The organism is Pectobacterium sp. A5351 (assembly GCF_028335745.1).
Classification (GTDB): domain Bacteria; phylum Pseudomonadota; class Gammaproteobacteria; order Enterobacterales; family Enterobacteriaceae; genus Pectobacterium.
Genome location: NZ_CP116477.1, coordinates 4,334,517 through 4,357,595 on the forward strand (window position 1 = coordinate 4,334,517; position 23,079 = coordinate 4,357,595).

22 protein-coding genes are annotated in these 23,079 nt (G+C 50.7%); 17 read left to right on the top strand and 5 right to left on the bottom strand.

Annotated features, from left to right (window positions below):
* Both rbsD and O1Q74_RS19945 read right to left on the bottom strand, forming a co-directional pair.
* Positions 1-420 carry a D-ribose pyranase gene (gene rbsD, locus O1Q74_RS19940; RefSeq protein ID WP_039325667.1) on the bottom strand — a complete coding sequence of 140 codons (420 nt, stop codon included), beginning with the start codon at positions 418-420 and terminating at the stop codon, positions 1-3.
* Between the two features lie 197 nt (positions 421-617).
* Positions 618-1,013 carry a YgiW/YdeI family stress tolerance OB fold protein gene (locus O1Q74_RS19945; RefSeq protein WP_271875243.1) on the bottom strand — a complete coding sequence of 132 codons (396 nt, stop codon included), beginning with the start codon at positions 1,011-1,013 and terminating at the stop codon, positions 618-620.
* Between the two features lie 246 nt (positions 1,014-1,259).
* On the opposite strand from O1Q74_RS19945, the gene qseB reads away from it, so the two are divergent.
* Both qseB and qseC read left to right on the top strand, forming a co-directional pair.
* Positions 1,260-1,922 carry a quorum sensing response regulator transcription factor QseB gene (gene qseB, locus O1Q74_RS19950; RefSeq protein ID WP_271875245.1) on the top strand — a complete coding sequence of 221 codons (663 nt, stop codon included), beginning with the start codon at positions 1,260-1,262 and terminating at the stop codon, positions 1,920-1,922.
* On the top strand, positions 1,919-3,268 hold the full coding sequence (gene qseC, locus O1Q74_RS19955; RefSeq protein WP_271875247.1) for a quorum sensing histidine kinase QseC: 1,350 nt from the start codon (positions 1,919-1,921) through the stop codon (positions 3,266-3,268). Before qseB ends, qseC begins: the two co-directional genes overlap by 4 nt.
* A 169-nt stretch (positions 3,269-3,437) precedes the next feature.
* On the opposite strand, the gene kup is transcribed toward qseC, so the two are convergent.
* A complete protein-coding gene (gene kup / locus O1Q74_RS19960) occupies positions 3,438-5,306 on the bottom strand; it encodes a low affinity potassium transporter Kup (protein ID WP_271875249.1) in 1,869 nt (622 codons plus the stop codon).
* 337 nt (positions 5,307-5,643) lie between these two features.
* Here kup and ravA point away from each other — a divergent pair, with 337 nt between their 5' ends.
* A complete protein-coding gene (ravA, locus tag O1Q74_RS19965) occupies positions 5,644-7,143 on the top strand; it encodes an ATPase RavA (protein ID WP_271875251.1) in 1,500 nt (499 codons plus the stop codon).
* A 5-nt stretch (positions 7,144-7,148) separates the two neighbouring features.
* Positions 7,149-8,627, top strand: a complete 1,479-nt coding sequence (gene viaA, locus O1Q74_RS19970) for an ATPase RavA stimulator ViaA (RefSeq protein WP_271875253.1) — start codon at positions 7,149-7,151, stop codon at positions 8,625-8,627.
* On the opposite strand, the gene asnA is transcribed toward viaA, so the two are convergent.
* Positions 8,624-9,616, bottom strand: coding sequence for an aspartate--ammonia ligase (asnA, locus tag O1Q74_RS19975; protein ID WP_271875255.1), 993 nt, complete (start codon positions 9,614-9,616; stop codon positions 8,624-8,626). The two genes, viaA and asnA, sit on opposite strands and share 4 nt — an antisense overlap.
* A 206-nt stretch (positions 9,617-9,822) precedes the next feature.
* On the opposite strand from asnA, the gene asnC reads away from it, so the two are divergent.
* From asnC to O1Q74_RS20040, 13 genes are all read left to right on the top strand, one after another.
* Complete coding sequence (gene asnC, locus O1Q74_RS19980; protein WP_223193289.1) at positions 9,823-10,230, top strand: transcriptional regulator AsnC; 408 nt, start codon at positions 9,823-9,825, stop codon at positions 10,228-10,230.
* An 89-nt stretch (positions 10,231-10,319) separates the two neighbouring features.
* Positions 10,320-10,763 (top strand): FMN-binding protein MioC, encoded by a 444-nt coding sequence (gene mioC, locus O1Q74_RS19985; RefSeq protein WP_271875257.1) that lies wholly within the window; start codon positions 10,320-10,322, stop codon positions 10,761-10,763.
* Between the two features lie 390 nt (positions 10,764-11,153).
* On the top strand, positions 11,154-13,043 hold the full coding sequence (mnmG, locus tag O1Q74_RS19990) for a tRNA uridine-5-carboxymethylaminomethyl(34) synthesis enzyme MnmG (protein ID WP_271875259.1): 1,890 nt from the start codon (positions 11,154-11,156) through the stop codon (positions 13,041-13,043).
* 82 nt (positions 13,044-13,125) lie between these two features.
* Positions 13,126-13,746, top strand: coding sequence for a 16S rRNA (guanine(527)-N(7))-methyltransferase RsmG (gene rsmG / locus O1Q74_RS19995; RefSeq protein WP_271875261.1), 621 nt, complete (start codon positions 13,126-13,128; stop codon positions 13,744-13,746).
* Positions 13,747-14,368: 622 nt separating this feature from the next.
* Complete coding sequence (atpI, locus tag O1Q74_RS20000; protein ID WP_271875263.1) at positions 14,369-14,752, top strand: F0F1 ATP synthase subunit I; 384 nt, start codon at positions 14,369-14,371, stop codon at positions 14,750-14,752.
* A gap of 22 nt (positions 14,753-14,774) precedes the next feature.
* On the top strand, positions 14,775-15,575 hold the full coding sequence (gene atpB, locus O1Q74_RS20005) for a F0F1 ATP synthase subunit A (protein WP_010300092.1): 801 nt from the start codon (positions 14,775-14,777) through the stop codon (positions 15,573-15,575).
* Between the two features lie 49 nt (positions 15,576-15,624).
* Positions 15,625-15,864 carry a F0F1 ATP synthase subunit C gene (atpE, locus tag O1Q74_RS20010; RefSeq protein WP_005976545.1) on the top strand — a complete coding sequence of 80 codons (240 nt, stop codon included), beginning with the start codon at positions 15,625-15,627 and terminating at the stop codon, positions 15,862-15,864.
* A gap of 63 nt (positions 15,865-15,927) precedes the next feature.
* Positions 15,928-16,398 carry a F0F1 ATP synthase subunit B gene (gene atpF, locus O1Q74_RS20015; protein ID WP_010681466.1) on the top strand — a complete coding sequence of 157 codons (471 nt, stop codon included), beginning with the start codon at positions 15,928-15,930 and terminating at the stop codon, positions 16,396-16,398.
* A gap of 14 nt (positions 16,399-16,412) precedes the next feature.
* Positions 16,413-16,946, top strand: coding sequence for a F0F1 ATP synthase subunit delta (gene atpH, locus O1Q74_RS20020; protein WP_271875276.1), 534 nt, complete (start codon positions 16,413-16,415; stop codon positions 16,944-16,946).
* Positions 16,947-16,958: 12 nt separating this feature from the next.
* Positions 16,959-18,500 carry a F0F1 ATP synthase subunit alpha gene (gene atpA, locus O1Q74_RS20025; RefSeq protein WP_005976551.1) on the top strand — a complete coding sequence of 514 codons (1,542 nt, stop codon included), beginning with the start codon at positions 16,959-16,961 and terminating at the stop codon, positions 18,498-18,500.
* Positions 18,501-18,552: 52 nt separating this feature from the next.
* Positions 18,553-19,416: a F0F1 ATP synthase subunit gamma gene (gene atpG / locus O1Q74_RS20030; RefSeq protein ID WP_015842330.1), complete on the top strand. Its 864-nt coding sequence runs from the start codon at positions 18,553-18,555 to the stop codon at positions 19,414-19,416.
* 47 nt (positions 19,417-19,463) lie between these two features.
* On the top strand, positions 19,464-20,846 hold the full coding sequence (atpD, locus tag O1Q74_RS20035) for a F0F1 ATP synthase subunit beta (protein ID WP_015842331.1): 1,383 nt from the start codon (positions 19,464-19,466) through the stop codon (positions 20,844-20,846).
* A gap of 19 nt (positions 20,847-20,865) precedes the next feature.
* Positions 20,866-21,285, top strand: a complete 420-nt coding sequence (locus O1Q74_RS20040; RefSeq protein ID WP_015842332.1) for a F0F1 ATP synthase subunit epsilon — start codon at positions 20,866-20,868, stop codon at positions 21,283-21,285.
* A gap of 125 nt (positions 21,286-21,410) precedes the next feature.
* Here O1Q74_RS20040 and O1Q74_RS20045 read toward each other — a convergent pair whose 3' ends face one another.
* Positions 21,411-22,739, bottom strand: coding sequence for an IS4 family transposase (locus O1Q74_RS20045; protein ID WP_271875281.1), 1,329 nt, complete (start codon positions 22,737-22,739; stop codon positions 21,411-21,413).
* Positions 22,740-23,079 lie beyond the last annotated feature (340 nt).

Here is a 23,079-nt window from a genome sequence, read left to right on the forward strand (position 1 = left end):
TCAGAACGTTACGCCAGCACACAGGATGACATTGGCATACGGAGAGCACTCTCCGCTGCGAATGATGGCCCGGCTTTTGCCGCTTTGGGTTTTAAATTCTTCATGGCTAACATAGTGCAATGCAATTGAGTTTCCCTGGTGTTGTTCAAGTTGCTTCAATTGATCAAGTAATGCGTCATGGACTGCGGGGTTCTTTTCAATAATCTCTTCCGCCAGAATAGCGGCCTCGACCTGCATTTCACTGGTGACCACACTCACCACCTGCAAAAACGTCGGCACGTTATGTGTTAACGCCAGATCGATACGCGTCGTCGTTTCAGGAATCGGCAAACCCGCATCACCAATAACCAGGCTATCGGTATGGCCCAGTCGAGCAATCACGGAAGAAATATCTGAATTCAATAATGCTGCTTTTTTCATCTTATCACCCCACCAGCGAAACGTTTCGCTAATAACATTCTAGAAAAAGAAGTGAGAAAGGCAACGAAGAGATAAAAAAAATGTGATCGCTATCGAAACGTTTCGCTAACAAAAAAATAAAGAGAACAAGAGGCGGTTATAGAAGATAGAGAAATTGGCGGGCAAAAGTCCGCCAATAGGGAATTGAGGATAACGATTTAGAGTTTACGAATCTGCTTCACATCCAGTTCGACGGAGTTGAAGTCTTTATCCAGTTCCCCCTGAATTTCCACTTTATCAGTGGGTGAAATCATCTGGCCATTCCAGCGCTTGTGATCGATTTCAACCTCGATCGTGCCTGTTGAATCGCGGAACAGATAGTTCTCATCACCGATCCGTTTTTCAATATTACCGCTCAGCGTAACCCAACTGTCGTCACGCAGATCTTTAGCCTTATCTACCGTCGTGAGGGAACCCTGCGGATCGATGAATCCCCCTTTATGCGTGCCAACCGCCGGCGTTTCCGGGTTGACGAAACCACCGCTACTTTGCGCGGCAAATACCGGTGCAGAAACCAGAGCGGTAATGGCAAGTAACGCAGCTGCTTTTTTCATATTTACCTTCCTTATTTTGTCTGTCGTTTCACTGTCAACGATTTCGCAGTCAACCTGCGGGAGTAATTGGTTTTCGGGAAGGATTAAAACAAACTGTTCTTAACAGAATCTTAAGGAATCAGCGTCTGCATTTTTATTTTTTTATATTGCCAAAATCGCCCGATTTCAGCGATTTGTCCTGTACATACCGCCTCCCGATTTCGTATAAAACCGGAAAAGGAGCAGCACATTTCCTGTGAGGCAGCCATGAGAATATTGTTAATCGAAGACGATCGCCTGATTGGCGACGGCCTGAAAGCAGGCTTAATCAAACTGGGTTTTAATATTGACTGGTTTACGGAAGGAAAAGCGGGTGCCGCTGCCTTGAAGGCTGCGCCCTATGATGCGGTTGTGCTCGATCTCAGCCTGCCGGGTATGGACGGAATGGATATCCTGCGCCAGTGGCGTCAGGCTGGGCATGACGAACCGGTGCTGATTCTGACCGCTCGGGATGCGCTGGAACAGCGTGTGGAAGGGCTCCAGCAGGGTGCCGATGATTATTTATGTAAGCCCTTTGCGCTGACGGAAGTTGCCGCTCGTCTTCAGGCGCTGATTCGCCGACGCCACGGTCAACTTCAACCGGCATTAACGCATGGCGCGGTGTCCCTGGAACCGAGTTCGCGGAGCGTCACGCTTAACAATGAGCCGTTGATATTAAAATCCCGCGAACTGGCGCTGCTGGAACTGTTTTTGCTCAACCCGAACCGCGTGCTCACGCGCGCGCAGTTGGAAGAAAAGCTCTACGGCTGGGACGATGATGTCTCCAGCAATGCAGTAGAAGTACACATCCACCATCTGCGCAAAAAGCTGGGCAGCGGGTTTATCCGCACCGTGCATGGCGTTGGCTATATTCTGGGAGACGCACCATGAACCGACTCAGCCTGCGCCTACGCCTGATTACCGGTTTTACACTGCTGACCTTGATCTGCTGGTGCGTAGCCAGTCTGCTTTCGTGGTATCAAACGCGCCATAACATCAATGAGCTATTTGATACCCAGCAAATGCTGTTTGCCAAACGTCTGGCCACCATGAACCCCGATGAATTGCGAATTCAGTCGACTTCTCTGCCCAAAACCAAGAGTTTGGTGCATAAAAACCGCGGTAAACAGGAAGATGATGCGCTGGCCTTCGCTATTTTTACCCGCGACGGGAAAATGGTGTTGAACGATGGCGAGAACGGCAAAGATTTCATTTTTGATTATCAGCGCAACGGCTTCACTGACGGCAAATTACGCGATGATGACGAGGACTGGCGCATCGTCTGGCTAACCACGGCGGATAATCGCTATGCGATCGCGGTTGGGCAGGAATGGGAATACCGTCAAGACATGACGCTGGATATTGTAAAAACCAACCTGATGCCCTGGTTATTCGCCCTGCCGATCATGCTGGCGCTACTATTCTGGCTGGTCACGCGTGAACTCTCGCCGCTAAAACGTATAACCGCCGAGCTTCAGCAACGTTCCCCCGATGAAAGCACACCGCTGGCGACGCAGCACATTCCACAAGAAGTTCGCCCGCTGGTTAACGCGCTGAACCACCTGTTTTCTCGTATCAGCGACATGCTGGTTCGAGAACGCCGTTTTACCTCCGATGCCGCTCACGAATTGCGTAGCCCGCTGGCGGCGCTGAAAGTTCAAACAGAAGTCGCGCAGTTGGCGCATGACGATGAAGCCATGCGGCACCATGCTCTACTCAATCTGGACAAAGGTATCGATCGTGCCACGCGGCTGGTGGATCAGCTCCTGACGCTGTCGCGACTGGATGCCGACGCGTCCCCCGAAGGGATGCAGCCCGTTCAGTTTAATGACTTACTGCAACAGGCGGTGATTGCGCATTACCCTACAGCGCAAACCGCGGGTATCGAACTGACACTGGATTTACCGGACGCCCCGGTTATCCGGCAAGGCCATCCGCTGTTGCTGACTCTGCTGGTACGTAATCTGCTGGATAACGCCATTCGCTACAGCCATGAAGGCGGGACGGTCAGTCTGGCACTAATGGAACGCGGCTTTAAGGTAGTCGATAACGGACCGGGCATCAGCGAGGAAGCGCTGGCAAGAATCGGCGAGCGCTTTTATCGCCCACCGGGGCAGGAAAAATCTGGCAGTGGTCTAGGGATTTCTATCGTCAATAACATCGCCAGACTGCACCACATGCGGGTTACGTTTACCAACCAGCCCCAAGGCGGGCTGGTTGTGTCGGTGAATTGGTAAGGATGCCCCTCTCTATCGTTACTGCACTGAGGGGGCTTCACCAATCGCAGCAACTCGCTGCTTGTTATTAGGGAAACACGGGGATGAGGTTCCCGCAGGGACGCCTCGCCCCATGGTCGACCGTATATCTCGATCTTATCCCAACATAGCGCCCTAATCGTGGGAACGCTTAAATCTCGACCTGTATCCCCAGCTCAATCAGTCTGTTCGGCGGTATTTCAAACTGATCTGCCGCTCGCAGCGCATTTCTGCTGAGCATCATGAATAGCTTACCGCGCAAGCGCAGATACCACGGGCGCTCACCGATAATCAGCGATTCATTGGACATAAAGAAAGAGGTTTCCATCATTTGGCAGGTTAACCCTTCCTGCCAGCAGCGCTGGAAGACCTCTTCCACATCCGGCGTTTCACGCCAGCCATAGTTGGCAATCACTCGCCAGAACGTCGGCGAAAGCTGTTCAACCGTTACGCGACGCGCATTCAGCACATACGGCGCATCCTCCGTTCGCATGGTTAACAACACCACGCGCTCGTGTAGGATCTTATTGTGCTTAAGATTATGCAGCAGCGCGAACGGGATCACGCGAGTCGCACGCGAGAAATAGACAGCGGTTCCCGGTACACGCGTCGGCGGCGATTTCTCCAGCGATGCAATCATCGCATCCAGCGAGTTACCATGCTCATGCAGCCGACGCAGCAGCCTAAAACGCTCGCTTTTCCACGTCGTCATGATAATAAACATCACCATACCCAGCGCCAGCGGCAGCCAGCCGCCGGACAGAATCTTGACCACATTCGCCAAAAACATCGGTACATCGATAACCAGTAACCCTGCCAGCAATACCCACGCCAGATAGCGATTCCAGAGCCAGTTCTTCACCGCCACCGTACAGAACAGAATACTGGTAATCACCATCGTGCCCGTTACCGCAATACCGTAAGCCGCGGCCAGATTGCTCGAATGCTCAAAGCTGACAATCACAATGACGACGGCCATATACAGCATCCAGTTAATCGCGGGGATATAGATCTGACCGGATTCCATATCTGACGTGTGTACGATACGCATCGGCGGCAAGTAGCCCAGTCGCACCGCCTGACGAGTCAGGGAGAACACACCGGAAATCACCGCCTGCGAAGCAATGATTGTCGCCAGCGTCGCCAATATCATCAGTGGAATCAGCGCCCAATCTGGCGCCAGCAGGAAGAAGGGATTCTTGATCGCCTCCGGGTTCTTCAACAGCAGCGCGCCCTGCCCGAAGTAATTTAATACCAGTGACGGCAGCACCACCGTAAACCAGGCAAGACGAATCGGGAATTTACCGAAGTGCCCCATGTCGGCATACAGCGCTTCAACGCCGGTAATCGCCAGCACCACGGCTCCCAGCGCGAAGAACGACACAGCTTTATATTCGACAAAGAAGCGCACGGCGTACATCGGGTTCAACGCCTGCAAGACTTCGGGGTTAGCGATAATGCTGCGCGCGCCCAGCACACCGAGCGTCAAAAACCAAATCAGCATCACGGGCGCAAACAGCTTGCCGACGCTACCCGTACCGTGTTTCTGAATGATAAACAGTAATGTCAGAACGACTATCGAGAGCGGGACGATATAGCTGTCCATTGACGGCGCGGCGATTTCCAGCCCTTCCATCGCCGACATCACCGAGATGGCCGGCGTGATGACCACTTCTCCATAGAAGAAACTGCCACCAATCAACCCCATGATGACCAGCACGGACGTCATGCGATCGGAGGTATTGCGTCCGGCTAGCGACATTAAGGTCAGAATCCCACCTTCGCCTGCGTTATCGGCACGCATCACATAGGTCAGGTATTTCAGAGAAACAACGAGGACCAACAGCCAAAAGATCAGTGAAAGAAAGCCAAAGACCGAATCAGGTTCGACCCCAAAACCAAACTGCCCTGATAAACATTCCCTTAACGTATAAAGAGGGCTGGTTCCTATATCTCCATAAACCACCCCGATGGCCGCCAGCGTGACAGCTGGAAGCGAACGTTTATGTTCTGAGCTCATAAACCTATCTTCTGTTATTAATCAGTCCGCGAAGCGCATCGTTCACAGCAACCCGTCCAAGAGCGCACAGTATGCACAAATCAGGATAAAAACCCATTTTTATTGTGCGGATCGCCTGCTTAAGAAACATCCTGTAAAGGGTGATTTATTGCTTACTCACCCCGTTAGGGTGTAATAATCCGTAAAAGTATTCTAATAAAAATCTGTGATCTGCCGTTTATTATTACTATTGTCTTCCTGAAAGTAGGGTTTTTCTGAAGTACGACGTTCAGCAAAGCAGGAAGTTTAAAAAATAAACGATTTCAGTACATCACATCATGGGAATAACGGATTAATTATGCGTCAAACTGCGGCATTGGCTGAAAGAATTTCTCGTCTCAGCCATGCGCTAGAACACGGGCTCTACGAAAGGCAGCACGCCATTCGTCTCTGCCTACTGGCAGCACTAAGCGGAGAAAGCGTTTTTCTGCTGGGGCCGCCAGGTATAGCCAAAAGTATGATCGCCCGGCGTCTTAAATTCGCTTTTCGTCATGCGAACGCGTTTGAGTACCTGATGACCCGCTTTTCCACGCCGGAAGAAGTATTTGGCCCCCTTTCCATTCAGGCGCTAAAAGATGAAGGTCGCTACCAGCGTTTGACTGCGGGTTACCTGCCGGAAGCCGAAATCGTCTTTCTGGATGAAATCTGGAAAGCGGGTCCCGCTATTTTGAATACGCTGCTGACGGCCATTAACGAACGACGTTTCCGCAATGGCAACAGCGAAGACACCATCCCCATGCGTCTGCTGGTCGCGGCCTCGAATGAACTGCCGGAGGCGGATGGCGGTCTGGAAGCGCTCTACGACCGCATGCTCATCCGTCTGTGGCTCGATCGTGTCCAGGAAAAACAGAATTTCCGGGCGCTCCTCGTGAACAACAGCAGCGAACGCGACAACCCCGTTACGCCTGCTCTCAGCGTCAGCGATGAAGAGTACCAACAGTGGCAGAAGGACATTGAGCATATCGCATTGCCAGAGTTCGGTTTCGAGCTGATTTACACGCTGCGTCAGCAGCTCGATGCGCTGGACCAAGCGCCTTACATTTCCGATCGACGCTGGAAAAAAGCCCTGCGCCTGCTTCAGGCCAGCGCATTTTTCTGCGGACGGGATGCCATTACGCCGGTTGATATCATTCTGTTGAAAGACTGTCTCTGGCATGACCAAAGCACCTTGACGCTCATAGAGCGCCAGCTTGAGCTATTGATTACCGAACGCGCCTACCAGCAAAAAAGCCTGCTGTTCCGTCTGCAACAGGTGAATACCAAACGCCAGCAATACCAGCGTGAACAAAGCGAATTGCAGGCATTTTCGGTAGAGAAACAGGGGCTCTTCCTCGGACGGAAATTCCACTACACACTGCCTGACACTATCACGGCAGACACGTTGGATCTGGTACTGCAACGCCCGCTGATCCTGCACGATATTGAGGTCAGCCATCTGATCATTGAGAAAAATGCACTACAAAGCTGGCTGCAAAAAGGCGGAGAAATCCGGGGTAAGCTCAACGGTATTGGCTTTACCCAACGCCTCGATCTGATGGTGGACGATCGCCAACATCTAACCGTTCGCGATATCAGTCTGCAAACCTCGATTCTTTCTCTGCCAGAAAAGCGCGACGTTGCGCTTCCTGCCGAAATTACCGATGAATATGAAAAGCTGAAACTACAGCTACGTGAGCAACGCCGCTTATTCAGCCAGCATCAGCCTTGCTTGTTCGTTCCCAGCGAGTGGTTGGCCAAGATAGAAGCCAGCCTGCAACAGGTTGCTGAGCAAATCCAGCAATCAGAGCAACAGGACTAACGCCGATGATCACGCTGGAATCACTGGAAATGCTGCTGTCTATCGATGAAAACGAGCTGCTGGACGACCTCGTCGTCACGCTATTAGCGACGCCGCAGCTCGCTTTCTTCTTTGAAAAGTATCCCAGCCTAAAATCCGCGTTACTCAACGACCTTCCCCATTGGAAAGAAACCTTAAAGCAGCGCCTGCGTACCACCCAGGTACCGCCAGAGCTGGAAAAAGAATTTAGCTGCTACCAGCGTTCACAATCGATCGACAACCAGACGTTTCAAACCCGCCTGCCTGCGATTATGGATACGCTGAGCAACGTGGAATCACCGTTTCTGACACAGGCCTCACAGCTTATGACTTCCCCAGAGCGAACCTTAGGGCAGAAGATCACCAGTGGGCTCCATGCGCTCTTTCTTCAGCGCTGGCGGTTGAGCCTTACTTTGCAAACCGTTTCACTGCATCAGCAATTGATGGATCAGGAGCGGGAGATCCTGCTGGATGAACTGCAACAGCGCCTGACGCTCAGCGGCAAGCTCGAACCGATTTTGGCTGAAAATGAAAATGCGGCCGGGCGGCTCTGGGATCTCAGCGCAGCGCAGCGTATTCAAACCGATCCTCGCCCGTTACTGGATTTCGGTGCTTTTCTGCAACGCCAGCCTGCATTACAAAAACTGGCGGAACGACTGGGACGCAGCCGGGAAACCAAATCCATCCTCACGCAGGATGCGCCACAGGAAGCCTTCCGGGTAAGCGTACGAGAACCTGCCACCGTACCTGAGCAGGTAAGCGGCGTGCATCAGAGCGATGATATCTTGCGTTTGATGCCGACGGAGCTGGCCACGCTGGGCATCAGCGAACTGGAATATGAATTCTATCGTCGCCTCTTAGAGCATCGTCTACTGACCTACCGCTTACAGGGCGAGAGCTGGCGCGAAAAAATCACCGAGCGCCCTGTTGTTCATCAACAGAATGAACAACAGCCGCGTGGCCCGTTTATTGTCTGCGTTGACACGTCAGGCTCCATGGGCGGCTTTAACGAACGCTGTGCCAAAGCCTTCTGTCTGGCGCTGATGCGCATCGCGCTCGCCGACAACCGCCGCTGCTACGTCATGCTGTTTTCCACGGGCGTGGTGCAATATGAACTGACTTCCGCGGACGGATTAGAACAGGCGATACGTTTTCTCAGTCAGTCATTCCGTGGCGGCACGGATATGAGCGCCTGTCTGTCGGCGTTGTTGGATAAGATGGACGATGCGCTCTGGCATGATGCAGACGCGGTGGTGATTTCGGATTTTATCGCCCAGCGCTTGCCGGATGAGGTGGTAAATAAGGTGAAAAGCCGTCAGACGCAGCTACAGCATCGTTTCCATGCTGTAGCGATGTCCGATCATGGCAAACCCGGTATCATGCACATCTTTGACCATATCTGGCGCTTTGATACCGGGTTAAAAAGCCGCTTAATGCGTCGCTGGCAGCACGGCAAGGCTTATTAAAGCAGGCCGGAAACCGACTCACGCAGCGGCTGTGGCCAAACGCCACACTGAACCTGACCAATGTGCGACAATTGCAGCAGCAGCATGACCAGGCGAGACTGACCGATTCCCCCGCCGATCGTTTGCGGCATTTCGCCGCGTAGCAGCGCCTGATGCCATTCCAGCTTCAGTCGTTCTTCATCCTGCGTCAGTGCCAGTTGGCGAGTGAGAGCCTCTGCATCCACACGAATACCCATAGATGAAATTTCAAACGCATCGTTCAGAACCGGGTTCCATACGACGATATCGCCGTTCAGACCCGCCAGTTCCTGCTCGCCTGGTGTCGTCCAGTCATCATAATCAGGCGCACGCACATCGTGAGAGTGCCCACTGGACAGCTTGCCGCCAATTCCTATCAGAAAAACGGCCCCCAGTTCTTTCGCAATGGCTCGCTCACGCCCTTTGGCATCCAGATCGGGATAGCGCTTCAGCAACGTTTCGGTATGCACAAAATGAATTTGTTCCGGCAGGAAAGGCTGAATGCCAAACGCCTGATGTACAGCAGCCTCTGTCGCTTTGATCCCCTGATAAATACGCGTAACTGTCGATTTCAGGTACTCTGCATGACGCTCGCCGTCTCCCATCACGCACTCCCAGTCCCACTGATCGACATAAACCGAGTGGATCGGGCTCAAACGATCTTCGTCCGGGCGCAGCGCCTTCATATGGGTATAAATGCCTTCCCCGCTGCTAAAATCATACGCGCCCAGCGTTTTACGTTTCCATTTCGCCAGTGAGTGCACCACTTCAAAGGTGGCATCTGGCAGGGCTTTCACCTTAACCTGTACCGCTTTTTCCGTACCGGACAAGTTATCCTGCGTACCATCACCGATACGGCTAAGAATCGGTGCCTGGACTTCAATCAATCCCAGAAGCTGCTCCAGTTGGCTGGAGAAGAAAGATTTAACGAAGCTGATTTGCTGCTGTTTTTCGATGTACTGCTTTTTCATTGCCGCGTCTCTTATTCATCGTATTTAGTTATTCATTAAGCAATAAAAACCGCTAGCCATTCAATAATCTTATGAATAAATTGCTCTTGTGCTTTTAATCCGTCATTTTATCGCGGTATAAAATCATTATTCGCTAAAATAGGAGGCTCAAAGTGGCAGAAATTTATCAGATCGATAATCTCGATCGCGGCATTCTTTCCGCCTTAATGGAAAATGCGCGCACCCCCTATGCCGAACTGGCAAAACAGTTTTCTGTCAGTCCGGGAACCATCCACGTTCGGGTGGAGAAAATGAAACAGGCGGGCATCATTGTCGGCACGCGTCTGGACGTGAACCCGAAACAGCTGGGCTATGACGTGTGCTGCTTTATCGGCATCATTCTGAAAAGCGCCAAAGATTATCCTTCGGCGCTGGAGAAGCTGAACAATCTGGAAGAAGTGGTCGAAGCCTATTACACAACCGGGCATTACAGCATCTTTATTAAGGTCATGTGCCGCTCGATAGAAGCGCTGCAACATGTACTTATCAACAAGATCCAAACAATTGATGAAATTCAGTCCACGGAAACACTCATCTCCCTGCAAAACCCCATCATGCGGACGATCACGCCGTAATGCTTTTTTCCTATACCCATATTATCCACAGGTAGATCCCAGCCAGATCACAGCGTACAATGTCCCGTCTTTTATCGGATGGGATCGCTATGGCAGACATTACCTTGATCAGTGGCAGTACCCTTGGCAGCGCCGAATACGTCGCAGAGCATTTGGCTGAACTGCTGGAGAAGGATGATTTTTCCACTGAACTTCTGCACGGTCCTGGGCTTGATGCACTGCCTGAAAGCGGTGTATGGCTGGTGGTAACGTCCACCCACGGCGCAGGGGAGTTTCCTGATAACCTGAAAGCGCTGTTTGATCAGTTAGAACAGCAGAAGCCCGATCTTTCTCAGGTGAGCTTCGGTGCGATAGGGATCGGTAGCAGAGAGTACGATACGTTCTGTGGCGCGATCCAAACAGCGGATCGTGTGCTAACCCAGTTAGGGGCGAAAAGGATCGGTGAAATCCTTGAGATCGACATCACCCAGCATCAGATTCCTGAAGATCCGGCTGAAGAATGGCTAGGATCGTGGGTTGATTTACTCAAATAAGATGAAATATTCGGCAGTTGAATGTGGATAACTATGCTTAATTCAGGTGTAAAAGCCGTAGTTATCCCAATAACAACCCAAGTATGTTTTTTGTCCTGTGCATAAACCCGCATTAAGATCCCAGCTTATACTGGCTAGGATCACCGATCATTCACAGGTAAGGATCAACGCCATTCTGTTGATCTTTAATATGAATAATCACTTATCCACATAACATGACGATCCTAATAAGAGATCTAATAAAGAGATCTTTAAATAAAAAGATCTTTCTTTAATTAACGAGGATCCAACGGACTTGGTCGTTGGCTCAAAGTTGAGTAGAATCCCCATCCCAGGGCAAATAACAATCGTTCGCCACTCATCATTCGCAATAGTGCGAGGAGCAGTACCATGTTTTATCCAGATCCATTTGACGTCATCGTCATCGGTGGCGGTCATGCGGGAACAGAAGCAGCGATGGCTTCTGCCCGAATGGGCCAACAGACGCTTTTACTCACACACAATATTGATACGCTGGGACAAATGTCTTGTAACCCAGCGATTGGCGGTATTGGAAAAGGCCATCTGGTTAAAGAGATCGATGCCATGGGAGGGTTGATGGCGCGTGCCGTCGATCAGGCAGGTATACAGTTTAGGATACTAAACAGCAGTAAAGGCCCCGCGGTCAGAGCAACACGTGCACAAGCGGATCGCGTGCTCTATCGTCAGGCTGTTCGCACCGCGCTGGAGAATCAGCCAAACCTGATGATCTTCCAGCAGGCTGTTGATGATCTGATTGTGGAAAACGATCGTGTCGTCGGTGCAGTTACCCAAATGGGACTAAAATTTCGTGCGAAAGCCGTGGTATTAACGGTAGGCACTTTCCTCGACGGCAAAATTCACATTGGGCTGGATAACTACAGCGGTGGACGCGCAGGCGATCCGCCTTCCATTCCACTCGCGCGTCGCCTGCGTGAACTGCCTCTGCGCGTCAACCGCCTGAAGACCGGTACTCCGCCACGTATTGATGCAAGAACTATCGATTTTAGCGTGTTGGCTCAACAACACGGTGATAACCCGATGCCGGTTTTCTCATTCTTGGGTAATGCGAACCAGCATCCAGCGCAAATGCCGTGCTATATCACGCATACCAACGAGAAAACTCATGATGTGATCCGTAATAATCTGGATCGTAGCCCGATGTATGCCGGAATCATCGAAGGGATCGGCCCACGCTATTGTCCATCGATCGAAGACAAGGTCATGCGCTTTGCCGATCGAAATACGCATCAGATCTTTCTTGAGCCTGAAGGACTGACCAGCAACGAAATTTATCCTAACGGGATCTCAACCAGTTTGCCGTTTGACGTCCAGTGGCAGATTGTTCGCTCAATGGCAGGGATGGAAAATGCCTGCATCGTTCGTCCTGGTTATGCGATTGAGTACGATTTCTTCGATCCTCGCGATCTGAAACCTACGCTGGAAAACAAATTTATTCATGGTTTGTTCTTTGCCGGACAGATCAACGGGACAACAGGTTATGAAGAAGCCGCAGCACAGGGCATGCTGGCAGGTCTGAATGCAGCTCGATTGGCTGCCGATAAGGAAGGTTGGTCACCGCGTCGCGATCAAGCCTATCTTGGCGTGCTGGTTGACGATCTCTGTACACTGGGTACGAAAGAACCCTACCGTATGTTTACGTCACGTGCTGAATATCGCCTGATGCTGCGCGAAGATAACGCCGATCTGCGTTTGACTGAAATCGGCCGTGAACTGGGGATGGTTGACAATCATCGCTGGGCACGTTTCAACGAGAAGCTCGAAAGCATTGAAAAAGAGCGTCAGCGCCTGCGCGATATTCACGTGCATCCGCAATCTGAGCAGTTAGATCAAATTAACTCACTGCTGAAAACGCCGTTGTCACGTGAAGCGAATGGTGAAGAGCTGCTACGCCGGCCGGAAGTCGATTACGTTCAGCTTACTACGCTGCCGCTGTTCGCTCCGGGATTGACCGATGAGCAGGCAGCTGAACAGGTTGAAATTCAGGTTAAATACGAAGGGTATATTGCCCGTCAGCAGGATGAAATTGAGAAACAACTGCGTAATGAAAATACGCTGCTACCTGCCGATATGGATTACAAGCAGGTTAGCGGGTTGTCTAATGAAGTTATCGCCAAGCTGAACGATCACAAGCCTTCATCTATCGGCCAAGCCTCACGGATCTCCGGCATTACGCCTGCGGCGATCTCCATTCTGCTGATTTGGCTTAAAAAACAGGGTCTACTGCGCCGCAGCGCCTGATTTACGGTAAACTTATCCCCTAAATAGCCGGTTATCCGGCTATTTTTATTATTAACCTCATATTTCTCATCGGGATCTTATTGTGCGTAACACACTCGATAATCTGCTCAATGCGGCTGGTATTGTGATTTCAGATAAGCAAAAAAATCTTCTGATACAGTATGTTGATATGCTGAATAAGTGGAATAAGGCCTATAACCTGACGTCTGTACGCGATCCACAGCAAATGCTTATCCGACACATCATGGACAGCATCGTGGTTGAGCCGCATTTACACGGACAGCGTTTTATCGATGTGGGAACGGGGCCTGGATTGCCAGGAATTCCATTGGCGATCGTTCGCCCTGAGTCGCATTTTACCTTGCTGGATAGCCTGGGTAAGCGCGTACGTTTCCTGCGTCAGGTACAGCATGAACTACAGCTTGAAAATATTACGCCAGTGCAGAGTCGCGTTGAGGAATTTCCGGCAGAACCGCCTTTTGATGGCGTAATCAGCCGGGCATTTGCTTCTTTGCAGGACATGATTAGCTGGTGTAGTCATCTTCCGGCCAGACCAACAGGGCGGTTTTATGCGCTAAAAGGCGTACTTCCAGAGAATGAATTGTCATCCTTGCCACAAGGTGTCCTATTGGATCAGGTTGTTCGCTTATCGGTTCCCGAACTGGAAGGTGAGCGCCATTTGGTCGTGCTTAAACCAAACTAATTTTGTTTTTTATCAAAAAAATTATAACTAAATATTGCGTGTGACGTTGCCACCTCGTTTATCGGTGGCAGCGTTCCAGAATGCATCACGATCACTGAAATTTTACATCTTCGTTTTTTCGGCGTCGTCCTTTTGCTTTCGCACTGAATAATAACGAACGAAAATAAATCATCGGCATCAAAATGGTGTTATTTTTGTGTTAATTGAGTAAAAAAACGATATCAATAATGTCAATAGGCAGTTGAAAGGTTTTTTGTTGTGCTTTTCGAATGGTGGTTGTTTTAAATTATTGAAAATTAATAAAATAAATGATTTTTTTTGCTGGGGGCAAAAAAAATACGTTCTGTTATAAATAGTCGTAAAATCTTTTGTGTGAGTCGCATCACAGATTAGAGGCCTTTAGAAATTAATTACACCAATCATGAACGGGGATGATTGTTAGTAAAAATGGGGCTTCAGAAAGAAATTTAAATAATTGTTCACCTTTTCGCTACTTATCGATTGAATTCGCAGGTATGACCCGTATAATTTGCTCGTTTTTTGCTGCTTGACTCAATGGTGTAAAGGCAGTTTTATACGTCATTCGGTATACCTCTGAAAAGGTACGGAGAGAGCAAACGTCATGCCTGTATCCCTTTACAGCGGAAAAGTGGCCTTCAGGCTACTGTTGTTACAGTTAGTGACTTTTGCTTTGTTGAGTGCTGCTTTCAGCCTCAATAGCGTCAATGCTGCCGCTTCTGCGTTAGGTGGAGGATTGGCAGCCTGGTTGCCGAATGTCTTGTTTGTGCTATTTGCCTTGCGTCACCAGTCACACAAGCCTGCTGATGGGCGTGTGGCTTGGTCATTCGCAATTGGCGAGGCGCTTAAGGTATTTATCACCATTGCACTGTTAGTGGTGGCGTTAGGCGTGTTTAAAGCGGCATTCTTTCCGCTTGGCCTGACTTATTTATCGGTGCTGGTTATGCAGATCGTGGCACCGGCCGTAATTAATCGTTGCCGTAATTAACAACAAAAGGGTAAGAGACATCATGGCTGCTGGAGAAATCTCTACTCCGCAAGAGTATATCGGTCACCACTTGCAGCATTTGCAGGTAGGGACGGGTTTTTGGTCGATCAACGTCGATTCGATGTTTTTCTCCATCGCTCTTGGGATCCTCTTTCTGGTTATCTTTCGCCGCGTAGCTAAACATGCGACCAGCGGTGTGCCAGGTAAGCTGCAAACGGCCGTCGAACTGATAATCGGTTTCGTTGATGGTACCGTGCGCGATATGTTCCATGGCAAAAGCAAACTGATTGCTCCTTTGGCGCTGACCATTTTCGTCTGGGTTTTCCTGATGAACCTGATGGACCTGCTGCCTATCGATCTGTTGCCGCAAGCCTGGGCAGGTATCTATAGTCTGCTGGGATACGATCCGGCGCATGCTTATCTGCGTGCCGTGCCGACAGCTGACGTGAACATTACGCTGTCGATGGCGCTTGGGGTGTTTATCCTGGTTCTGTTCTACAGCATCAAAATGAAGGGTCTCGGTGGTTTTGTTAAAGAACTGACCATGCAGCCGTTCAACCATCCAGTATTTATTCCTATTAACCTGATTCTTGAAGGTGTCAGCCTGCTGTCCAAACCTATTTCCTTAGGCTTGCGACTGTTTGGCAATATGTATGCGGGTGAGTTGATCTTCATCCTGATTGCCGGTCTGTTGCCGTGGTGGTCACAATGGCTGTTAAATGTGCCTTGGGCTATTTTCCACATTTTGATTATTACGCTTCAGGCTTTTATTTTCATGGTTCTGACGGTTGTTTATCTCTCGATGGCATCTGAAGAGCATTGATTTTCTTTCAACAAATAACGTTTTTAACTGAAACAAACTGGAGACTGTCATGGAAAACCTGAGTGTGGATCTGCTGTACATGGCTGCCGCGTTAATGATGGGTTTGGCGGCAATCGGTGCTGCGATCGGTATCGGCATTCTGGGTGGTAAATTCTTGGAAGGTGCTGCTCGTCAGCCTGACCTGATTCCTTTACTGCGTACACAGTTCTTTATCGTCATGGGTCTGGTTGACGCCATCCCGATGATCGCTGTTGGTCTGGGGCTGTATGTGATGTTTGCGGTGGCCTAAGCAGAATGTTTTCTGCTGAGGTTAAAACATCAACTTATTTAACTTTGAAAGAGGCATTGTGCTGTGAATATTAATGCAACAATCCTCGGCCAGGCCATTGCGTTCGTCCTGTTTGTCTGGTTCTGCATGAAGTATGTATGGCCGCCGATGATGGCAGCCATCGAGAAACGTCAGAAAGAAATTGCTGACGGTCTTGCTTCTGCTGAACGTGCCAAAAAAGATTTGAACTTGGCTCAGGCCAATGCGACAGATCAACTGAAGAAAGCCAAAGCGGATGCTCAGGTTATCATCGAGCAGGCGAACAAACGCCGAGCTCAGATCCTGGATGAGGCGAAAGCTGAAGCGGAAGCTGAACGTAACAAGATTGTGGCGCAGGCGCAGGCTGAAATCGAAGCCGAACGTAAACGCGCTCGTGAAGAGCTGCGTAAGCAAGTTGCCGTATTGGCGATTGCCGGTGCCGAGAAAATTATTGAACGTTCCGTGGATGAAGCTGCTAACAGCGACATCGTTGATAAACTGGTCGCTGAACTGTAAGGAGGGAGGGGCTGATGTCTGAATTTGTCACGGTAGCTCGCCCCTACGCCAAAGCAGCTTTTGACTTTGCGGTTGAGAATCAGGCCTTGGATCGCTGGCAGAACATGCTGGCGTTTTCGGCCGAAGTAGCGCGCAATGAGCAGATTGCCGAGCTGCTTTCCGGTGCGGTTGCACCGATTGAGCTGGCGAAAACGTTTATTGCCGTTTGTGGTGATCAACTTGATGAAGCCGGTCAGAACCTGATTAGGGTGATGGCCGAAAACGGACGTTTACCGGTACTTCCTGAAGTACTGGAACAATTTATTCAACTGCGGGCAGCACTGGAATCGACGGTTGACGTCGATGTGATTTCTGCCAGCACGTTGAGTGAGCAGCAGCAATCAAAGATCGCTGCCGCTATGGAAAAACGTCTGTCACGCAAAGTGAAGCTGAATTGCAAAATTGATAAGTCTGTCATGGCCGGCGTGGTTATTCGCGCGGGCGATATGGTGATAGATGGCAGCATTCGCGGTCGTCTGGAACGTCTGGCAGACGTCTTGCAGTCTTAAGGGGACTGGAGCATGCAACTGAATTCCACCGAAATCAGCGAACTGATCAAGCAGCGCATTGCTCAGTTCAATGTGGTGAGCGAAGCTCACAATGAAGGTACTATTGTTTCCGTCAGCGACGGAATCATCCGTGTCCACGGTCTGGCAGACGTGATGCAGGGAGAGATGATCTCTCTGCCGGGTAACCGTTATGCGATCGCACTGAACCTGGAGCGCGACTCCGTTGGTGCGGTAGTTATGGGTCCGTATGCGGATCTGGCTGAAGGCATGAAAGTAAAATGCACCGGCCGTATTCTTGAAGTTCCGGTTGGCCGTGGCCTGCTGGGTCGTGTGGTCAACACGCTGGGCGCACCGATTGACGGTAAAGGCGCACTGGATCATGACGGTTTCTCTGCGGTTGAAGCGATTGCGCCTGGCGTAATCGAACGTCAGTCCGTTGATGAGCCTGTACAAACGGGCTATAAGTCTGTTGACGCCATGATTCCAATCGGTCGTGGTCAGCGTGAGCTGATTATCGGTGACCGTCAGACAGGTAAAACTGCTCTGGCTATCGACGCCATCATCAACCAGCGTGATTCCGGCATCAAATGTGTGTACGTCGCTATCGGCCAGAAAGCCTCCACGATTTCTAACGTGGTGCGTAAACTGGAAGAGCATGGCGCACTGGAAAACACCATTGTCGTCGTCGCTACCGCGTCTGAGTCTGCCGCTCTGCAATATCTGGCACCGTATGCCGGTTGTGCGATGGGCGAGTACTTCCGTGACCGCGGTGAAGATGCGCTGATTATTTATGATGACCTGTCCAAACAGGCCGTTGCTTATCGTCAGATTTCTCTGCTGCTCCGTCGTCCGCCAGGCCGTGAAGCTTATCCTGGTGACGTTTTCTATCTCCACTCCCGTTTGCTGGAGCGTGCATCGCGTGTTAACGCTGATTACGTTGAAGCATTCACCAAGGGTGAAGTGAAGGGGAAAACCGGTTCGTTGACCGCTCTGCCGATCATCGAAACGCAAGCGGGTGACGTTTCTGCGTTCGTTCCGACTAACGTAATTTCTATTACCGATGGTCAGATCTTCCTGGAATCCAACCTGTTTAACGCCGGTATTCGTCCTGCGGTTAACCCAGGGATCTCCGTATCCCGTGTGGGTGGTGCAGCACAGACCAAGATCATGAAGAAACTGTCCGGTGGTATTCGTACCGCACTGGCACAGTACCGTGAGCTGGCAGCATTCTCTCAGTTCGCTTCCGATCTTGATGATGCAACCCGTAAGCAGTTGAGCCACGGTCAGAAAGTGACCGAGCTGTTGAAACAGAAACAGTATGCGCCGATGTCTGTCGCACAGCAGTCTCTGGTTCTGTTTGCGGCAGAACGTGGTTATCTGGAAGATGTTGAGCTGTCGAAAGTCGGTAGCTTTGAAGCGGCACTGCTGGCTTACGCCGATCGTGAGCATGGCGAACTTCTGCAACAAATCGACCAGACTGGCGCTTATAACGATGAGATCGAGGGCAAATTTAAAGGCATCCTCGATACTTTTAAGGCAACCCAGTCCTGGTAACGCCCGGTGGCCTGCTGTAAAGCAGGCCGCAAGGCTTTGAGGAGAAGCAAAGATGGCCGGCGCAAAAGAGATACGTAGTAAGATCGCAAGCGTCCAAAATACGCAGAAGATCACCAAAGCAATGGAAATGGTCGCCGCTTCCAAAATGCGTAAATCGCAGGATCGTATGGCGGCCAGCCGTCCTTATGCGGAAACCATACGCAATGTGATTGGTCACCTTGCGTTAGGAAATCTGGAATATAAACACCCGTACCTGGAAGAACGCGATGTTAAGCGCGTTGGGTATCTGGTGGTGTCTACTGACCGTGGCCTGTGCGGTGGTTTGAACATTAACCTGTTCAAGAAGCTGCTGGCTGATATGAAATCCTGGAGTGACAAAGGCGTTGAAACTGATTTAGCGCTGATTGGGTCCAAAGCGGTTTCTTTCTTCGGTTCGGTAGGCGGAAACATTGTTGCTCAGGTTACCGGTATGGGAGACAACCCTTCCGTATCAGAATTGATCGGTCCGGTTAAAGTTATGCTGCAAGCCTACGACGAAGGTCGTCTGGACAAGCTGTATATCGTAAGCAACAAGTTTATCAATACCATGTCTCAGGAACCGCTTGTTGTTCAAGTGTTACCGTTACCGCCTTCGGATGACGGTGAGTTGAAGAAGAAATCCTGGGATTACCTGTATGAACCCGATCCTAAGTCGCTGCTGGATACCCTGCTGCGCCGTTATGTGGAATCTCAGGTTTATCAGGGCGTCGTAGAAAATCTGGCTAGTGAGCAGGCCGCGCGAATGGTTGCGATGAAAGCCGCGACCGATAACGGCGGTAGCCTGATCAAAGAGCTGCAGTTGGTATACAACAAAGCTCGTCAGGCCAGCATTACTCAGGAACTCACCGAAATCGTCGGGGGAGCCTCCGCGGTTTAAAGCAGGTTTACGAATTACGTATTGTCGAATTACGTAGAGGATTCAAGATGGCTACTGGAAAGATTATCCAGGTAATCGGCGCCGTGGTGGACGTCGAGTTCCCGCAAGATGCCGTACCAAAGGTGTACGATGCGCTTGAGGTAGAGAACGGCGCTGAGAAACTGGTGCTGGAAGTGCAGCAGCAGTTGGGCGGCGGTATTGTTCGCTGTATCGCAATGGGTTCTTCTGACGGTCTGCGTCGCGGGTTGAACGTGAATAACCTGGACCACCCGATCGAAGTGCCGGTAGGTAAAGCAACGCTGGGTCGTATCATGAACGTGTTGGGTGAACCCATCGACATGAAAGGCGACATCGGCGAAGAAGAGCGTTGGGCTATTCACCGCGCTGCTCCGAGCTATGAAGAGCTGTCAAACTCACAAGAGCTGCTGGAAACCGGCATCAAGGTTATCGACCTGATGTGTCCGTTTGCCAAGGGCGGTAAAGTGGGTCTGTTCGGTGGTGCGGGCGTAGGTAAAACCGTAAACATGATGGAGCTGATCCGTAACATCGCGATCGAGCACTCCGGTTACTCCGTGTTTGCAGGCGTGGGTGAACGTACCCGTGAAGGTAACGACTTCTACCACGAAATGACCGATTCCAACGTAATCGACAAAGTATCACTGGTTTATGGCCAGATGAATGAGCCACCAGGTAACCGTCTGCGCGTAGCACTGACCGGTCTGACCATGGCGGAAAAATTCCGTGATGAAGGCCGTGACGTACTGCTGTTCGTCGATAACATCTACCGTTATACCCTGGCCGGTACGGAAGTATCCGCACTGCTGGGTCGTATGCCTTCTGCGGTAGGTTATCAGCCGACGCTGGCGGAAGAGATGGGCGTTCTGCAAGAACGTATCACTTCAACCAAAACCGGTTCTATCACCTCCGTTCAGGCCGTTTACGTTCCTGCGGATGACTTGACTGACCCATCTCCAGCCACCACCTTTGCTCACTTGGATGCAACCGTGGTACTGAGCCGTCAGATCGCGTCTCTGGGTATCTACCCAGCCGTTGACCCGCTGGACTCCACCAGCCGTCAGTTGGATCCGTTGGTTGTTGGTCAGGAACACTATGATGTTGCCCGTGGCGTGCAGTCTATTCTGCAACGTTATCAGGAACTGAAAGACATCATCGCGATTCTGGGTATGGACGAGCTGTCTGAAGAAGACAAGTTGGTGGTATCTCGTGCACGTAAAATTCAGCGCTTCCTGTCACAGCCGTTCTTCGTAGCGGAAGTATTTACCGGTTCTCCAGGTAAATACGTTGCCCTGAAAGACACCATTCGTGGCTTTAAAGGGATTATGGAAGGCGAATACGACCACCTGCCAGAGCAGGCGTTCTACATGGTTGGTTCCATTGACGAAGTCGTGGAAAAAGCCAAGAAACTGTAACGCCTTGTAGGAGGGTGACATGGCTATGACTTACCATCTGGATGTCGTGAGTGCAGAACAGCAAATGTTCTCCGGTCTGGTGCAGAAGATCCAGGTAACGGGGAGCGAAGGCGAACTGGGTATTTATCCGGGACATGCCCCTCTGCTTACTGCCATTAAGCCTGGTATGGTTCGTATCGTTAAGCAGCACGGTGAGGAAGAGTATATTTATCTTTCTGGCGGCATCCTTGAGGTGCAACCAAATACCGTTACCGTGCTGTCTGATACCGCTATCCGTGGGCAGGATTTGGATGAAGCCCGTGCGTTGGAAGCGAAACGCAAAGCTGAAGATCATATCCGCAATTCACATGGTGATGTGGATTATGCTCAGGCTTCAGCAGAGCTGAGCAAAGCGATTGCGAAGCTGCGCGTTATCGAGCTGACCAGAAAAGCGATGTAACAGATAAGCTTGCAATAATTGAAGGCCAGTCAGTTCACACTGACTGGCCTTTTTGTATTTTAGCATTTTAGCATATGTTATACGCCGAGATAAAAAATGCCTGCAAGAGCAGTAATGCCAGTCAGTTAAGCAACTGACTGGCATTTTTTCTCAGCTTTTCGATATTTATAAGGTCTCTCTTTCACTACTCTCGGAAAGGCTCTTTCCCTTCTTATCGGCAGCTTCACCATCTGCCCCATACTTTCCAGATCTCGCAGTAGCTCAGGGATACGACCCGGCGATGCGCCCTGAAGCGTCATCAACATTCTCATGACCAGCCCGCAGGATTCTGAGAAGCTCAGCTGATTTGGCCAGTAACCTTTCAGTTGACTGGCCATTTTAATCATCTGATAACGCACCAGATTATACGCCAGCAGCACACCCCATAACTCCTGCTCCACAAGTTCCGGTTTTTTGCTTCTCAGTGCCAGCCTGCTCAGTTGCATTGTCTGTTTGATTTCACGGTAACCCAACTCGATTTCCCAACGGTGACTGTAAAGCTCAACCATTTCACCTCCCGGATAACGCATGCCATCGGTCATCGAGGTCAGTAACTGATAGGTTTTGCCTTTACGGCTATAGGTCAGTAATCGGGCTGTCACTTCTGTACTCAGTCCCGGCCATTTTTTGCGGGATTGTGGCGTCGTTTTCAACTGTACCAGATGATCGCCTTTTCCCAGTTTCCGGACCTCCTCGTAACGGGTACCTTTCTTAAGCGGTATCATCCAGTGTCGGTGTTCTCCCGCACGCTTCCAGGCATTCAGTAACCCTAATGAGTAATACCCTTTATCGAGCAGCGTCAGCGTATTATCTGCGGTCTGGTCTATCAGTTGCTCAGCCAGGGTATATTCGCTGTCTTTCATCGTACCGAAGGCTGCGGCGGTTATCAGATGGCTGGTCAGCTCCATCTGACAGACCATTTTGACCTGCGGGTAGGGGCCAGGTTGGCCGCAGTAAGTCTGGCGCGGGAAGGCGGCATCATTTTCAGGTGTTTCCTGTGTGCGCCAGACGACGCCATCCATCGCCAGTAACGTCAATCCACACCAGTGAGGATGTGCCACAGCGTTGTGCCACAAGTGAGCAGTGTGCGTGAACACCCGTCGAACGGCATCACTTCCGAGTCGCTGGCGGGCCTGGATAACCGCGCTGGGAGCAACAAAGGGACGGTTACCGGGCAGCATAATATCCAGCCGATTGACAATCTGATGAAGCGGCTCCTTACGTTCAAGCGCCATGCCGACAATGCACCAGACCATCATTTCGAGAGGAAGACGGCGTTTACGCAGGGTGACCACGCCGGACTCAGCAAGGCAACGAGCAATAAGTTCTGGGTCAAGAAAGTCGCCAAGAGAAGTCAAAGGGTTACGGGTCGAGTCGTAACGTGAAACGAGGTCGATGGCCTGAGAAATACGCATAAAAAATCCGGAAATGAAGAACATTTCCGGATTCTTACACAGCTATTGGATCGTTCAACTGATCCTTAACTGATCAGCATTACTGCAAGAGCAGGCATTCAGATCGTAGACAAACCTATTTACCGAACGAAAACGGTAGTAACGGAATAGAAGAGTAAAGCGTTTGCGCCAGGGACAAAAACGTCAGGAACGTTTTTGAACGTCGCTAGCGACGGCCCTGCAAGGGTGAATCTCAGGAATGAGATTCATATCTGCGCAAGCCGAGCGCACATGGATGTGTTTACAGCGTCTTTACGATCTATCCGTTACTACCGCGCTCGACGCGTTTTATTAGCAACCC